The sequence below is a fragment of the uncultured Veillonella sp. genome, from assembly GCF_963524655.1.
In the GTDB taxonomy this organism is placed as follows: domain Bacteria; phylum Bacillota; class Negativicutes; order Veillonellales; family Veillonellaceae; genus Veillonella.
On record NZ_CAURHA010000001.1, the window covers coordinates 80293 to 96875 of the forward strand.

Annotated in this window: 15 protein-coding genes and 1 tRNA gene; all 16 read left to right on the forward strand. The window is 38.0% G+C overall.

Annotated features, from left to right (window positions below; all coding sequences use genetic code 11):
- The first annotated feature begins 51 nt into the window (after nt 1–51).
- Nucleotides 52–1320: an SLC13 family permease gene (locus tag RYM16_RS00355; RefSeq protein WP_314981673.1), complete on the forward strand. Its 1269-nt coding sequence runs from the start codon at nt 52–54 to the stop codon at nt 1318–1320.
- A gap of 276 nt (nt 1321–1596) precedes the next feature.
- Entirely contained in the window at nt 1597–3267 is a 1671-nt protein-coding gene (locus RYM16_RS00360; protein ID WP_314981676.1) for a formate--tetrahydrofolate ligase, read from the forward strand.
- Between the two features lie 150 nt (nt 3268–3417).
- The gene (locus RYM16_RS00365; protein ID WP_314981678.1) at nt 3418–4035 is read left to right on the forward strand and encodes a cyclodeaminase/cyclohydrolase family protein; all 618 of its coding nucleotides are present in this window, start codon (nt 3418–3420) and stop codon (nt 4033–4035) included.
- 260 nt (nt 4036–4295) lie between these two features.
- Entirely contained in the window at nt 4296–4736 is a 441-nt protein-coding gene (locus RYM16_RS00370) for an MOSC domain-containing protein (protein WP_314981680.1), read from the forward strand.
- 26 nt (nt 4737–4762) lie between these two features.
- Complete coding sequence (moaA, locus tag RYM16_RS00375) at nt 4763–5728, forward strand: GTP 3',8-cyclase MoaA (RefSeq protein ID WP_314981682.1); 966 nt, start codon at nt 4763–4765, stop codon at nt 5726–5728.
- Between the two features lies 1 nt (nt 5729).
- Nucleotides 5730–6032 (forward strand): hypothetical protein, encoded by a 303-nt coding sequence (locus RYM16_RS00380; RefSeq protein ID WP_314981684.1) that lies wholly within the window; start codon nt 5730–5732, stop codon nt 6030–6032.
- 74 nt (nt 6033–6106) lie between these two features.
- Nucleotides 6107–6182, forward strand: a tRNA-Lys gene (locus RYM16_RS00385).
- A gap of 218 nt (nt 6183–6400) precedes the next feature.
- Nucleotides 6401–6604: a helix-turn-helix domain-containing protein gene (locus RYM16_RS00390; protein ID WP_274204762.1), complete on the forward strand. Its 204-nt coding sequence runs from the start codon at nt 6401–6403 to the stop codon at nt 6602–6604.
- A 176-nt stretch (nt 6605–6780) separates the two neighbouring features.
- Nucleotides 6781–7008: a hypothetical protein gene (locus RYM16_RS00395; RefSeq protein ID WP_314981686.1), complete on the forward strand. Its 228-nt coding sequence runs from the start codon at nt 6781–6783 to the stop codon at nt 7006–7008.
- A gap of 143 nt (nt 7009–7151) precedes the next feature.
- Entirely contained in the window at nt 7152–8093 is a 942-nt protein-coding gene (locus tag RYM16_RS00400) for a Dyp-type peroxidase (RefSeq protein ID WP_314981688.1), read from the forward strand.
- Between the two features lie 195 nt (nt 8094–8288).
- Complete coding sequence (thrC, locus tag RYM16_RS00405; protein WP_314981690.1) at nt 8289–9788, forward strand: threonine synthase; 1500 nt, start codon at nt 8289–8291, stop codon at nt 9786–9788.
- Between the two features lie 173 nt (nt 9789–9961).
- Nucleotides 9962–10849: a DMT family transporter gene (locus RYM16_RS00410; RefSeq protein WP_314981691.1), complete on the forward strand. Its 888-nt coding sequence runs from the start codon at nt 9962–9964 to the stop codon at nt 10847–10849.
- Between the two features lie 174 nt (nt 10850–11023).
- Nucleotides 11024–12697, forward strand: coding sequence for an AAA family ATPase (locus RYM16_RS00415; protein ID WP_314981693.1), 1674 nt, complete (start codon nt 11024–11026; stop codon nt 12695–12697).
- A gap of 331 nt (nt 12698–13028) precedes the next feature.
- Nucleotides 13029–13496 carry a large conductance mechanosensitive channel protein MscL gene (gene mscL, locus RYM16_RS00420; protein ID WP_314981694.1) on the forward strand — a complete coding sequence of 156 codons (468 nt, stop codon included), beginning with the start codon at nt 13029–13031 and terminating at the stop codon, nt 13494–13496.
- A 122-nt stretch (nt 13497–13618) separates the two neighbouring features.
- Nucleotides 13619–14668 carry a D-glycerate dehydrogenase gene (locus tag RYM16_RS00425; protein ID WP_314981696.1) on the forward strand — a complete coding sequence of 350 codons (1050 nt, stop codon included), beginning with the start codon at nt 13619–13621 and terminating at the stop codon, nt 14666–14668.
- Between the two features lie 82 nt (nt 14669–14750).
- Complete coding sequence (locus RYM16_RS00430; protein ID WP_314981698.1) at nt 14751–16439, forward strand: glutamine--tRNA ligase/YqeY domain fusion protein; 1689 nt, start codon at nt 14751–14753, stop codon at nt 16437–16439.
- Nucleotides 16440–16583 lie beyond the last annotated feature (144 nt).

Consider the following 16583-nt stretch of genomic DNA (forward strand, 5'->3'; position numbering starts at 1 on the left):
CTCCTTTTTTGTACCCTTTTTTAGGTATATTACACGTATTGGGAGGTATATATGGATACGAGTGTAATGATAACTCTTGGCTTTTTAGTATTTGCCATCGTCATGTTTGCGTGGGAGAAAATTCCATTGTCTATTACCGCTATGGTTGTAGCTGTAGGCTTGCATCTAAGTGGAGTTTTATCTGCTAAAGAAGCATTTGCAGGTTTTGTAGATCCAAACGTTTTACTATTTATGGGCATGTTTGTTATTGGTGAAGCCTTCTTTGCAACAGGCGTAGCCGTAGGTGTAGGTAATGTAGTTCATAAGTTTGCTAAAACTGAAACATCTTTACTTGTTGCAGTTATGATGATTACAGGTATTTTATCTGGTTTCTTATCTAATACTGGTACAGCTGCTGTACTGATTCCTGTAATTATCGGTATTTGTAAAAAAAGTGGTTTTAAACAAACTAAATTGTTGATGCCTCTTGTGTTTGCTGCAGCTATGGGTGGTAATATTTCACTTATCGGCGCTCCTGGCAATATGATTGCGCAAGCGGGCTTACAACAAGCGGGCCTAGGCTCTTTTGGATTTTTTGATTATGGTCTAGTAGGTTTACCAATTCTAATTGTTGGTACTATTTTCTATGCTACAATTGGTAAACGTTTCTTACCGGATGCTCCAAGTCATCAACCAGATGGTGCCTTTGAAGGCAATGACGATTATAGCCATGTACCGTCTTGGAAAAAATGGACTGCTGCAATTGTATTGATTTTGACAGTTGTTGCTATGATCTTTGAAAAACAATTAGGTGTAAAACTTTATGTGAGTGCCTGGATAGGTGCTCTTGTATTAGTTGCTACTAATGTTATTAGTGAAAGTGCAGCTGTTAGATCTATAGATATGAAAACAATCATGCTCTTCGCTGGCTCTATGGCCCTTGGGGACGCAATGGTTAAAACAGGTACTGGTTCTGTAATTGCAGATCTTATCGTAAACAGCCTTGGTGCTAGTCCATCTCCAATTGTTGTTCTAGTAGTAATCTTTGTACTTGGTGTGTTCATGACGAACTTCATGTCTAATACTGCTACCTGTGCATTATTGGTACCAATCGGTCTTAGCTTAGCATCTCAATTGGGATTCGATCCAAAAGCGGTTCTTGCAGCTATCGTAATCGCTAGCTCCTTAGCATATGCTACACCAATTGGTATGCCTGCGAATACTATGGTATACAACATTGCTGGTTATAGCTTCATGGATTATGTGAAAGCTGGTTTGCCACTCATCGTTGTATCTAGTATAGTAGCACTCGTATTATTACCAATCCTATTTCCGTTTTAAACTATTCTAAGACTATAAATAAATGCCTAGTGTATGAGAATACACTAGGCATTTGTTTATACTGGGTTGTATAGTCTGTGTGAGAATTTATTAGTTATATTACTAAAATTGTTAAGGATTAATATTAGACATACGTAGTACTTTCATATATAATAGATTACTGTAGCTGTACAAAGATACATCTACAGTAGACATTAATATTAAATACTAACTATTAGATAGTAAGTTTATAGTTGTTATATAGTTTTGAGATGGCCATGGTGCCGAGGAGGCTTTATGTTAAGCGACATTGAGATTGCCCAACAGAATGAAATGGAGAAGATTCAGGTTATTGCCGATAAATGTGGTTTAACACCTGATGACATTGAACAATATGGTCATTATAAAGCGAAGATTTCCTTTGATGCCATTCGTCGATTAGAAGCAAAGCCTGATGGTAAATTGGTGTTAGTTACGGCCATTACACCGACGCCAGCAGGTGAAGGTAAATCTACGACGAGCATTGGTCTTGTTCAAGGCTTACAAAAAATTGGCAAAAATGCTATTGCCACATTGCGTGAACCATCTTTAGGCCCTGTATTTGGTATTAAGGGCGGTGCTGCAGGGGGCGGTTATGCTCAAGTTGTACCAATGGATGATATTAACCTCCATTTTACAGGTGATATGCACGCTATTACAGCAGCTAATAATTTATTGTCCGCTATGATCGACAATCACATCCACCAAGGTAATGAATTGCAAATCGATTTGCGTCAACTTTCTTGGACTCGTGTTCTAGATATGAATGACCGTGCTCTTCGTAATGTAACGGTTGCTCTTGGCGGTAAAGTGTGTGGTTTCCCTCGAGAAGATCACTTCATGATTACTGTTGCTTCTGAAATCATGGCTATTCTTTGCTTGGCTAAAGATCTAGAAGATTTAAAAGAACGCTTTGGTCGTATCGTTATCGGCTGTAATTTAGCAGGTGAGCCTGTTTATGTTCATCAACTTGGTTGCCAAGGTGCGATGGCGCTTCTTATGAAAGATGCTATTAAACCAAATCTTGTACAAACGTTAGAACACACACCGGCTATCGTTCACGGTGGTCCATTTGCAAACATCGCTCATGGTTGTAACTCCATCGTAGCTACTAAGCTTGGCCTTAAATTAGGTGACATCGTAGTTACAGAGGCTGGCTTTGGTGCTGATTTGGGGGCTGAAAAGTTCCTTGACATCAAATGCCGCTATGGCGATATCTTCCCTGATACAATTGTAATCGTTGCTACATTACGTGCTCTTAAAATGCATGGCGGTGTACCTAAACAAGAGCTAAATACAGAAAACGTAGAGGCTGTAACAAAAGGGTTCAGCAACTTACAAAAAGCTATTGAAAACATGCGTTACTTTAACGTACCTGTCTTAGTGGCTATCAATAAATTTGCTACCGACACAGATGCAGAAATAGCTGAGTTAACTCGTCTCTGCGACGAATTTGGTGTACCTGTAGAACTTAATGAATGTTGGGAAAAGGGTGGCGAAGGCGGCACTGATATGGCGAAAAAGGTCGTAGAGTTGCTTGAAGGTCCAAAACCAACACCTAAATTTGTATATGATTTGGAAGATAGTTTGGAAGAGAAAGTTAATAAAATTGTTAAAACCATTTATGGTGGGGACGGTGTTATCTTTACAGACAAAGCTAAAAAACAAATTAAACAATTAGCAGATTGGGGACTAGATCGCTTGCCTGTATGTATGGCAAAAACACAATATTCCTTATCTGATAATCCAGCACTCTTAGGTGCTCCAACAGGCTTTACCATCACCGTATCCGATATCCGTGTTGCTAATGGTGCCGGCTTTATCGTATGCCGTACCGGTGATGTAATGGTTATGCCTGGCCTTCCTAAACGTCCTGCCGCTCTTAATATGGATATAGAAGCAGACGGTACGATTAAAGGCTTATTCTAATATAAATCCTTTACAGTAGACACTTTTTAACTATATATTGGTAGTGTCTAATCTAACCAGTTTTATATAGTGTGTTACCTGTATATTTTTATAGTAATTACAAAGCGATAACAAGGATATCTTGTTATCGCTTTTACATGAGGTCTTGTTATGAATTTAGTAGAACAACGTGTTATAGATTTTGTAGCTGCTACTGCATCTAAAGAGCCTACACCAGGTGGCGGTGCCATTGCAGCTTTAACTGGAGCAACTGGTGCAGCATTAGCAGAAATGGTAGCGAACTTAACCTTTGGTAAAAAAGGCTATGAAGAGGTTCAGTCCGATATGGAGACGCTTCAAACAAAGGCCGAAGCGATTCGTAATCGCATGCTCGAATTATCTCAAGCTGATGCGGATGTATTTAATATCTTTATGAATGCATTAGGTTTGCCAAAGAATACAGATGAAGAAAAGATTGCGCGCACAGCAGCGATTCAGCAAGCTTATAAAGACGCGGCTATGGTGCCTTTTAAAATAGGTGAATTAGCGTATCAAATCTTTGATTTAGCGGAACTGGCATCTCGTAAGGGCAATCAAAACCTTATTACCGATGGTATTATTGCGGCTATTAATGCACGGGCGGCGGTAAAAGCAGCATTTTTAAATGTACGTATCAATTTGTCCGGTATTAAAGATGAGGCTTTTGTAGCAAATGTATCGGCTAAGATGAATTCTATTGAACAAGATCTTGATACTAAAGAAGCTGCGATTATAAGCTTATACAAATAATAAAAACTGTTACAATACTCTTTTTTTTTAATACGTCGTTAAATTATAAAAATGAGAACTCTATTCGTTGAGAATAGAGTTCTTTTTAGTGATTAAATTCATAGGGAAAATGTACGAATACTATGTTATAATATATAGATAATTGTAAAAGTATTTTGTGATGCTTTCACCAAGATGAGAATCACAAGTTTATTTTGCAATTAAATGTTTATATAAAGTTATGTATATATGGTATGTTCCCATAAGAAGGGAAGGGCTACATGGCAGAAGGAAAAATTATTGCTATCTCCATTAGTGAGACAAAAGGGCAAAAGAAACATAATATTGAATCCGCAAATCTTATCGTAGATCATGGTATGGAAGGTGATGCTCATGCAGGCAATTGGCACCGTCAAATTAGTTTGCTTGGCATTGCAAGTATCGACCATATGCGTGCTCAAGGGGCGGATGTAAAACCTGGTGATTTCGCTGAAAATATTACAGTTGAAGGTATGGTACTGTATGAATTGGCTGTAGGTACACAACTACAAGTCGGTAAAGATGTTATTCTTGAAATCACACAAATCGGTAAGGAATGTCACCATGGTTGTGAAATCATGAAACAAGTTGGTTCTTGCATTATGCCGACACAAGGCATTTTTGGTAAGGTTCTTAAGAATGGTACAATTCACGTGGGTGATGAAGTATCTATTATTAAATAATTCTGTATTGGTAAACGAGGTGTGTTATGAAAGACGCATGGGGCCGTACAATTGAATATGTACGTCTGTCGCTGACAGATGCGTGTAATTTCTGTTGTCCCTATTGCCGACCTGCAGAAATTACGCCTCAAAGTCAAACACAACTATTATCTGTTGATGAATGGATGACTATTTTAGAGGCCTTCCATCGGATTGGTGTAAAAGCAGTGCGCCTTACTGGTGGTGAGCCATTGCTCTATCCTCATATTGAAGAGCTTCTAGGTCGCATTAATGATACAGGTTGGTTTGAAGATATTTCGATGACTACTAATGGTAGTCTCTTGGCATCTCGGGCGCAACGGTTGAAAAAACTCGGATTAAACCGTGTGAATATTAGTTTAGACTCGCTTGAAAGTGAAGCCTTTGCTACTTGTGTAGGTAAAGAGGGGCAACTTGAGTCTGTACTAGAAGGCATACGAAGTGCTATTAATGCTAACTTTAAATCTGTAAAGATTAATACTGTTTTATCTCGCTACTGGACTGATGATGAAGTTAAATCGTTATTGCAGTATGTAGAAAAGTGGCCTGTTGTTTGGCGTTTTATCGAGTATATGCCATTCCAAGGTGATGCATTCCATGGTCCGACCTTTGATGAGTGGAAGGCTCAATTGGAACGTGTGAGTGGAGGACCTCTTACGGAGGTTCACTCTATATATGGTTTTGGACCTGCTACGTATTTAGCATTACCAAGTGGTAAGGCAGTAGGCTTTATTTTCTCAATGTCTCATAGCTATTGTGATACATGTAATCGGGTTCGACTCACTTCAGATGGTCAGATGCGCTTATGTTTACTGCGTGATGATGAGGCCGATTTAGTTTCGCTTGTGCGAAATGGCGCTACAGTAGAGGCGTTAGCTGAGCATATTGAGCGTGCTTTACAACGTAAACAAGAACGACATGATGGTATAGGAATGGATCAACCAGAACGTCCAATGTGGCGCATTGGAGGGTAGTATGGGATTTTTTGATTTTCTAAAACCAAGATCAAAAGAAAATATTGAATCATGCTGGCCTGGTGGTAAATTCCTTCAAGTCCATATAGAGTACGATACTGTAAAAGCTGTATTTACCTATTTTGGCCGTTACGGTTTGCAATTTAGTGTACCTAAGGATACTCTAACACATGTCGTTATTAAAGAGGTAAGTCGCACACATAGTGTACTTCAACTATATAGTGGTGAAGACTGCGTAGGAACGAGTGATTTACTCCCTACAGAGGCTTGTAATACCATGAAAGATTGGGTGTTACAATATTAATGCACATGTTTTATAGGAATGTAATAAATATTCTTTACATTCCTATAAAAGAGGCATATAATTAGTCGTGTCATGGACCACTAGCTCAGCTGGCAGAGCACCTGACTCTTAATCAGGGTGTCCAGGGTTCGAACCCCTGGTGGTCCACCAAATAAACCCGCACTACTGTGCGGGTTTTTCTTGTTATTGTCTTTAGACTGGTTCGCGACGTAGTCGCGAATCATAAAACCACCCGCTATGCGGGTGCGGCAACGAAAGTTATACAAAAAAATCACCTTGCTTAAGTATACAAGATTAACTTTAATAATTAGTATTATTGCCTTTATATTAACCGTATATAATCTATTAGTAATATTAGGAGTACTGTAATGAAACTAGATGATGTAATGACTACACAAGAGGCTGGTGAAAGATGGAATGTACCCGCTGATTCTATTAAGCAATGCTGCTTAAAGAGATATGCAAACAAACAGTTTACCGATGATGAAGCTAGAAAGTCAGGGAAAATGTGGCTAGTAACCCGTCAAGGAATGGTGCGTTTATATGGTGAAGAAGTGGATCGTTCTATATAATGAATATATTATATATGACATCATTTTGACATCATTTTATTAAAAAATATGTAGAAATATAGGTAAATAAGAGAATATAAAATGCAGTAAAGTACTCTATTTGTAAAAGTACTCTATTTGTAAAATGACAGCATAATTTTATTGGAGTGATTTTTATTCGTATAGAGGCGGGTTAGATGAATACAGAAGTAGAAAATGCACTTATACAATTAAAAAAACTTACAGATTTATACTTAGCTATATTTGGTGAAAACTCTTTGGATAGAGTTATTTATATGGATCCTCTTTATGGCTATGAGCTATCCGAAATAGAAAAAGGAATTGATGCCTTAGCGACTGCGATTGAAAATAATAAGCCTATTGAACAAATACCAAAAAAAATATATGATCAATTGATATTTTAAGCTTTTAAATATCACCTTTTCTGAAAGTTTTCTAATAGCTGTGATGAGTTTATTGGGTATAGCATGTCTTATATCTTATAGACAATACGGACTTAATAGCTTATGATTACTATATAAGAATTTTTCTCATTAGGAGGTACTCAATGGCAGTAGATATTTCTAGAACACAAGATGTGTATAAAGATGCTGGCCAAAGTGTCAACTTCACAACATTGTTATTAAACCGCGAGGATCATGATGCAGAGCTTGAAGTGATTCAAGATATGGCAGATAGAATCCAAGCAATTAAACGTTCTGTAAGCATTCGTGCTAATAATTCTGGTTTAGCTATTGCTTTGGGTTTTAGCCGTAAAGCATGGGATTATTTATTCCCTAATGCTCCAGTGCCAAAAGAATTAGAAGATTTTACTGGCATTAAAGGTGATAAACAAGACGTACCTGCTGTACCAGCTGATTTATTCCTCCATGTACGTTCTAATGATGAGTCTGTAACGTATACTGTTGTAGACCAAATTATGGGGTTCTTACGTCCTATTACATCTGTAGTAGATGAAACTCATGGCTTCCATTATGAACAAGGTCGCGCCATCATTGATTTCGTAGATGGTACTGAAAACCCTGTTGGTCAAGAAGCTGTAGAGTGGGGCGTTATTGGTGATGAAGATCCTGAATTCACTAATGGTTCTTATGCATTTGCTCAAAAATATGAACATGATCTTGATGCGTGGCGTGCGCTTCCTACCGAAATGCAAGAAAGCTTTATCGGGCGTCATAAATTTAGCGATATTGAATTAGATGATGATAAAAAAGATCCAGCAGCGCATACAGTTGTTGCTCAAGATAATCGCGATGATGAAGAGCATAAAATCGTTCGTATGAATGTGGCGTTTGCACAACCAGGTCAAGGTGTGCGTGGTACATACTTTATCGGCTATGCTCGTTACTGGGATGTAACGAAAACAATGCTTACCAATATGTTTACGCAAAATGATAAGTTGCTTGATTATTCCAAACCTATTACAGGCATGCTCTTCTTCATTCCATCCCTTGATACATTAGACGCGATAGCAGAAGGTGAACTATAATCGATTTGAACTTATAGGTGTTGTCAATTTTAATATTCCTAAATAGGTCAAATAACAGATTGATTCCCTTAGTTAAATCTTTATATTATAAAAATAATATATTATTCTATAGAAGCGCCCATTTTAGGGCGCTTTTATGCTATAATAATTCTATTAGACTCGAAAAATACATTGTAGTTATAAATGAGGTATTCCATGAATTATACTAGCACCCGCGGTACCGTTGCGGTAAATGAAACATATGCATTGTTGCACGGCTTAGCAGAGGATGGTGGTCTATACGTACCATCTCTATTTCCTACGAACTGCTTAACTTACAATGATGTGAAAGATAAAAACTATCAAGAGGTAGCAGCTGTTGTATTAGCTAAGTTGTTCCCATGCTTCTCCGAAGCTCATTTAAATGAAATGATCAACTCTGCCTATTCTGATGCTAACTTTAGCACACGCGATATTGCACCATTACATTCTATCTTAGAAAAAGTATCTGTCTTGGAATTATTCCACGGTCGCACACAAGCTTTCAAAGATATGGCATTATCTTTATTCCCTTATCTTTTAGTAGCTGCTAAAGAAGCAGAAGGTGAGAAAAAAGAGGTTCTTATCTTAACTGCTACATCTGGTGATACTGGTAAAGCTGCTCTTGAAGGTTTTAAAGATGTGCCTGGTACACATATCCAAGTATTCTACCCAACAGATGGCGTAAGCCCAATGCAAGCTGAGCAAATGCAAAAGCAAGAAGGGGAGAACGTTAATGTAACTGCTATTCACGGCAATTTCGACGATGCTCAACAATTCTTGAAACGTTTATTTGTAGATAAAGCTACAGCCGAAGAGGTTGCTGCAAAAGGCGTTATGTTCTCCAGTGCGAACTCTATTAACATTGGCCGTTTGGCACCGCAAGTAGTGTACTATGTAAATGCCTATGCTGAGCTCGTAGCACAAGGTGCTATCCATGAAGACGAAGCTTTTAACGTAGTTGTTCCAACAGGTAACTTCGGTAATATCTTGGCTGCTTACTATGCTAAGAAAATGGGTATTCCTATTGGCAAATTGGTTTGTGCATCTAATCAAAATAACGTACTTACTGATTTCTTTGAAAATGGTACATACGATATGAATCGTCCGTTCTATACGACGATTTCTCCATCCATGGATATTCTTGAATCCTCTAACTTTGAACGCTTCTTGTACTATATTTCTGGTGAAGACAGCGAGCGTACAGCAGGTTGGATGAAAGATCTTAAGTCTACTGGTAAATTGACTGTTAATGAAGAAGAGTTCAAACGCGTTAAAGCTAATTTTGCTGGTGCTTACGTTAGTGATGAAGAAACAAAAGCGATCATTCAACAAGTATACAATTCCTATGGTTATGTAATGGACCCTCATACGGCGGTTGCTATGGGTGCGTACATGAAGGAATTGGAAAAACATCCTGAAGATGGTGCTCGTCATACTGTAATTGCATCTACTGCACATCCGTTCAAATTCCCTACACCAATCTGTGAGGCGTTGGACATTAAGGTGGGCGAGACTCCTTATGAAAGCTTAGATAATATCTCTGCTGTAACAGGTGTGGCGTTCCCTAAACAATTAGAAGCATTACAATCTAAACCATTGCGCTTTACAAAAGCAATCGATAAAGAGAATATGAAGCAAGAAATCTTGGATTTTGTAAATACATTCTCTAAATAATACAATGCCGCCTTTCATTAGAAGGGCGGCATATCTTTTGTTAAGGTATCGTATGATTTAGTGAATAGTATGTGTTAGGGGTGTATTAATTTAAGTTGTAGGTTTAAGTTAATATAAGAATATTATTGGATTTTTTCTATAAAATATTACATGGAAGTATATAGGGAGGTAGTATGGCTAAAAAAGGCCTAATGTATGCACTGTTATCGGCTCTCTTGTTGAGTACGATGAACTTGTTTGTAAAAATGCTAGGCTCTAATATTCCGTCTGGGGAAATTGCCTTCTTCCGCGGTTTATTTGGTACTATAGCAGTTCTCATCGTTATGTATACGCAAGGTATTCGCTTCTCCAAAGAAGATAGAGGTTATCTTATCATGCGCGGTCTTTACGGTGGCTTTGGTATGGTATGTAACTTTATTGCATTGGTGCATTTAAAATTATCCGATGCAACGATTCTATTTCAAACATCTGGCATATTTGTACTTATATTTAGTTCTGTATTCCTTAAGGAACGTGTGCCTAAAGGGGCAGGTAAATGGCTTCTCTTAATCTTTATAGCCGTAATGGTAATGGTAAATCCATTTAGCTTTACTGGTTTTACCTGGTATGCCTTGGTGGCAATTTTAGGTGCTGCCTTGTCTGCAGGGGCCTATACGACAATCCGATTGATCTCTAAACGTGGTCAACATAGTAATTTTGAAATTATGGCTTATTTCATGATTACTGGTATGATTGCAGGTCTAGTGACAACTGATACATTGGTTATGCCACAAGGTACAGACTGGCTTATTATTTTAGCCATCGGTGGTATTAGCGTGGTGGCCCAGTTCTTCTTGACCGGTGCCTTTGTTACCACAAATGCCGTAGTGGCTCAATTCTTGCAATACGTTGGCGTATTTATTAGTTCCTTCTATGGATTCTTGTTCTTTGGTGAAAGCTTATCCATCGAAACCGTTGGGGCTGGTATTGCCATGTTTGTGTCTTCTGTTATGCTAGCACGCCTTAAAGAGCAAAGTGGTCCTTTGCGTGAAGGCAAGGTTATAGAGGATAAAATTAAATAAATGTCGAATATATACAATATCAAACGTTGTATGACAGTGGGGTGCTGATCACATTCGTGATTGGCACCTTTTTACATATAGGTGTGAAAAATATCTGAGATAATGATGTATCGGGTTATTATTAAAATATACTAGGGCTCTTTCGTTTTGAAAGTAGCTGCAGAAGGAGGGGCTATGTATATAAAATGGATGCATATTGAAAACTATCGTAACTTGGCTGATGTGACCTTGAGCTTTCACAATGATATTAATTATTTCGTTGGTGAAAATGCAGTAGGTAAGTCTAACTTTTTAGATCTCTTAGAGATTATCATGGAGTGTCACGGTTTTAATGAGCGTGATTTTACAGATGTACATAAACCGATTCGTATAGATTTAGAACTATCTCTTGGTGAATTAAATTATAAAAGTATGTTCACCCCTAATGAGGGGCCAACTTATCGACTGCGACTAGAGCAAGTGGTACAAGAGGTATATCCGCGCCTATATAGCGTGACTGATACTGGTGTTGAACCTATGGCGCTATCTATGATTCGTCATGCTTTATATATGTGTCATCGAGATACTTCTGAACAAGAGTTGTTTACTATTCCATCCTCAGTTTATGTAAAGTTAGGAAAGCTATTAGAAGATTATGTGTCTAGATTGGAACTGGTAACCGATGATGTACAACGTGAAATCATCAGTTTGCGTAAGGATTTAGATCCTTATTGTATGCTTAATATTCAACACCTCATAGAGGTGTTATCTACTTCGTCCGCAATGGAACGGAAATACTCTTCTGATAATGTGCGTCTAATTATGACCGTGGCCCTTAAGATTTTGGCTCAAATCTATATGAAGATTAATAGTGCTACCACGAATTTAGAGTCCCTTCTTGTATGTGATGAAAAGGGGCGTAAGTATTTACCTATTTTTATTAGTGTCGATGAGCCAGAGTTACATTTGAGTCCGTACTTGCAACGAGCCGTGCTAAATTATTATCGTCAAATTGCAACGAATGAAAACGAAGAATTTTTGGCGTTGCTAAGAGATGTATTTAACATTGATGGTCTTTTAGGCCAACTCTTTGTTGTTACCCATAGTACGGATGCGCTAGTTGACGACTATCGTCATATTATTCGTCTGTACCGTGATGAGAAGAATATGGTTTGTGCTGCTTGTGGAGTGACCTTTAATTTCCCTAAGGAGGTAGAAAAGCATTTGATCATACACTTCCCTGAGGCTAAAGAGGCACTTTATGCACGGTGTATCATCCTTGTAGAGGGTGAAACAGAGTATGGTAGTTTTGCTGGCTTTGGGAAAAAATTAGGTGTAGATTTTGATTACTTTGGCATATGTCTTATCAATGCTCGTGGTGAATCCTCTATTAGTAAACTACAAAAACTATTTAATCGATTTGCCATACCTACAGTCGCTCTCTATGATCGCGATGTAGAAGGGAAATATGCTAAAGCCCATAGCAATATATTCTATACAGATGAAATATGTTTTGAAATGGACTTTGTTACTCATCTATTATCCTTGCGTAAACGTTCCATTATGGATGCAATTATCAAGGATATAATTGATGATGCAAGGCCAATGGTGAAAAAGGATATGGCCCGACGAGGTTATGCTAAGCTAGGAATTACGAAAAACCAAATTGTACAACGATGCTTACCAAATATTTCAGATCGCAAATTAGATGATTTACATATCTATTATTTCTCTTGGTTCTATGCTAACAAAGGTGTTATTGTAGGGCGTCGTATCAGTCAATTCTTAGAGGCCGAAATGATACCTCCAGCTTTTATTGCAGTTATAGAACGGGCTAAAGCGCTTTCCTTAGGTACAAACATATATTAGATATAAACATATATTAGATATAAACATATAATAGTATATATAATATATGGGACTATAAATTATTTTTTCTAATTAATAGAGTCTAACCGATGTAGGATTAGACTCTATTTTTTACTTATTCCAAATAAAAATTTTAAAGAATTACAAGGTGGAATGGTGCGAAAAGTACGCATGGTTGCTGCTTTATTACAATAATGGATAGGGTTATGAAAAACTATATTAAAGAAATTCGAAAAACTACATCGAAAATTCTTGACATCTCTTCATCTTTCCTTTATGATTAGTACAGTTATTAACGCATTCTCAATTAAGTGTATCTAGGAGTAGTGAAATGAAAGAATTTTTGAACGATTTTAAAGCTTTTGCCTTCAAAGGTAACATGATGGATCTAGCTATTGGTATGATTATTGGTGCTGCTTTTACAGCGTTGGTAAACTCTGTTGTAAGCAACTTGTTCATGCCTCTTATTAGCTTGTTCACAGGTGGTATTGATTTCAGCAACTTGTACTTGCCATTGAGCGCAGGTTCCAAAGATGCATTCATGGCTGGTGCTGATATTGCTACAGCGCGTGCAGCTGGTTCTGTATTGCCATACGGTACATTCATCACTGACTTGATTCAATTCTTGATCTTGGCATTCGTTGTATTCTTGATGGTTCGCGCATTGGCTAAAATGATGAAAAACGCGAAAAAAGAAGAAGCTGCTGAAGCACCAGCAACTAAAGAATGTCAATTCTGTAAAACAGAAATTCATGTTGATGCAGTTAAATGTCCTAACTGTACAGCAGATTTGAACTAATTCAAATTAAAATGCTAAATTAAAGGAGTAAGGCCTAGGCCTTACTCCTTTTTGTTGTATTAATGTAGCTTTCTAGTATAAAATATAAGTATAATAATAGAATTCTTATGGGAGGGATGCATATGGAACAAAAACCTCTAGTAGTAGTAAATGGTCTCGTTCGCAAGGATGCGATTGCATATTTAAAAGAGCACGTAGAAGTGCGCCAATGGACTGAAAAGACAGTAATGCCTCGGGAGACGTTAAAGGAATGGCTCGTTGATGCGGATGGTTTATGGTGTGTTCGTCCTTTAGATGTAGATGGTGATCTTGTAAAAAATGCACCTAATTTAAAGGTTATTGCTCAGGCTGCTGTTGGTTATGACAATGTAAATATCGATGAATTAACAGCTGCAGGTATTCCTTATGGCAATACGCCAGGCGTTTTAAATGAAACCGTAGCAGAGCTTGCTTTTACCTTGATTGCCACAGCTAGTCGTCGTATTCTGGAAAATGCTAATTTCGTAAAAGATGGACGTTGGGCACAAAGACCATCTAACATTAAAGGATTTGATTTGAGCCGTCGTACCCTTGGTATTATTGGTATGGGCGCTATCGGTGTATCTATTTCTCGCCGTGCTCGTGCCTTTGGTATGACTGTTGTATATCATAACCGTAATCAACGTATAGATGACAAGATTCATAAAACTACGTACATGGAGCTGGATGATTTATTATCTACTAGTGATGTAGTATGTGTGATGGCTCCATTAACAGACAAAACGTATCACATGTGCGATGATGCGTTCTTCAAAAAAATGAAGAATACTGCACTATTTGTTAACGTTGGACGTGGTCCAATCGTAGATACGGATGCGCTTATTAATGCACTTAAAACAGGGGAAATCGATTATGCAGCGCTAGATGTTACAGATCCAGAACCACTACCTGCCGATCATCCATTGTTAGAGGTAGAAAACTGCCTCATCGTACCACATATTGGTTCTTACACAGATAGAACTCGTTATGATATGTCTATTTTGACAGCGGACAATATTATTGCTGGTGTTCAGAAGAAACCGTTAAAGACTTGTGTAAACGAAGAAGTAAACTATAAAAAGCCACAAATGGACGTAGAATCTGCATTAGAAGAGCTTAAAAAGGCGGGCGTTGATTTGACTGACTTTGACTAAAATGATAAGACCTTAAAAAATATGCGGTTTTATGCAAAATATGGTAAAATAAAAGAATATTTATCCTATGGAGGTAAGAACGGTGGAACATAAAGATATTGAAAGAACTGTAGCTCCTGAAGAAGTTGTATCTGTTAACTTTATCGAAGCTATCATCAACAAAGATAACGAAACTGGTAAATACGGTGGTCGTGTATTAACACGCTTCCCGCCAGAACCAAATGGCTACTTACACATTGGCCATGCTAAATCTATCTGCCTTAACTTTGGTATTGGTAAACAGTACAATGGCTTAACAAATCTTCGCTTTGATGATACAAACCCAACAAAAGAAGATATTGAATACGTAAACTCCATCATGGAAGATGTAAAATGGCTCGGCTTTGAATGGGATGGCGAGGTTCGCTATGCATCCGACTACTTCGGTGAAATGTACGAATATGCTAAGAAATTGATTTCTCTTGGCAAAGCCTATGTAGATGACCAAACTGCAGAGGAAATCAAACAAACTCGTGGTGATTTCTCTACACCTGGTATCAATAGCCCTTACCGTGATCGTAGCGTAGAAGAAAACTTGAAACTCTTTGAAGAGATGAAAGACGGTAAATACGCCGATGGTGAAAAGGTATTGCGTGCAAAAATTGACATGGCACATCCTAATATCGTTATGCGTGACCCTGTTATTTATCGTATTGTAAAAGCTGAACATCACAATACAGGTAATGAATGGGTAATCTACCCAATGTACGACTATGCACATCCTATTGAAGATGCTATTGAACGTATAACACATTCTATTTGTACATTAGAGTTCGAAGTTCACCGCCCATTATATGATTGGGTATTAGAGGACTGGGACGACACTGAAATTCCACAACAAATTGAGTTTGCTCGCTTAAATGTAACTAAGATGGTTATGTCTAAACGTAAATTGCGTGCTCTTGTTGAGGCTGGCCTTGTAGCTGGTTGGGATGATCCTCGTATGCCTACTATTTCTGGCTTGCGTCGTCGTGGTTACACTCCAGAAGCAATTCGTGATTTCTGTGATCGCATTGGCGTCGCTAAAGCTGATAGCGTTGTTGATATTGCTTTGCTTGAGTTCTGTATCCGTGAAGATTTAAAACTCAAAGCTACACGTCCGATGGTAGTTATTGATCCTGTGAAAGTTGTTATTACAAACTATCCAGAAGGTCAAACAGAACTTGTAACAGTTGAAAATAACCCTGAAAACGAAGAACTTGGCAACCGTGAAGTTGTATTTGGTCGTGAAATCTATATCGAACGCAATGATTTTATGGAAGAGCCAGTTAAGAAATTCTTCCGTTTGGCACCAGGTAAAGAAGTACGCTTAAAAGGTGCTTATTTCATTACATGTACTGACGTTATTAAAGACGAGAATGGTAATATTACAGAAATTCACTGTACATATGATCCTGAAACTAAGAGTGGCAGTGGTTGTACGCGTAAAGTTAAAGGTACATTGCACTGGGTTGAAGCATCTACTGCAGTAGATATCGAGTCCCGCTTGTATGATTACTTGCTCAAAGAAGACTCTGACGGTAAAGACTTCTTAGGTGACTTTAATCATGAGTCCTTACAAGTATTCAATAGTAAAGGGGAAGCTTGTCTTGCTACAACTGTACCTGGCGATCGTTTCCAATTCTTACGCCAAGGTTATTTTGTAACTGATAAAGATAGCACACCAGATCATATCGTAATGAACCGTATTGTTGGTTTGCGCGATAGCTGGGCTAAAGAACAAAAGAAATAATATTGTATTCGTGGTAGCTAACCATGATGCTAAAGAACCGCCCCTCGGTGGGCGGTTCTTTAATACTGTGTTGTTATTAGAAATAATTTGTTCGTAATAGATTATTAGAGACCTTTAACCTATGGTTATTGTTAGAAATTGTAG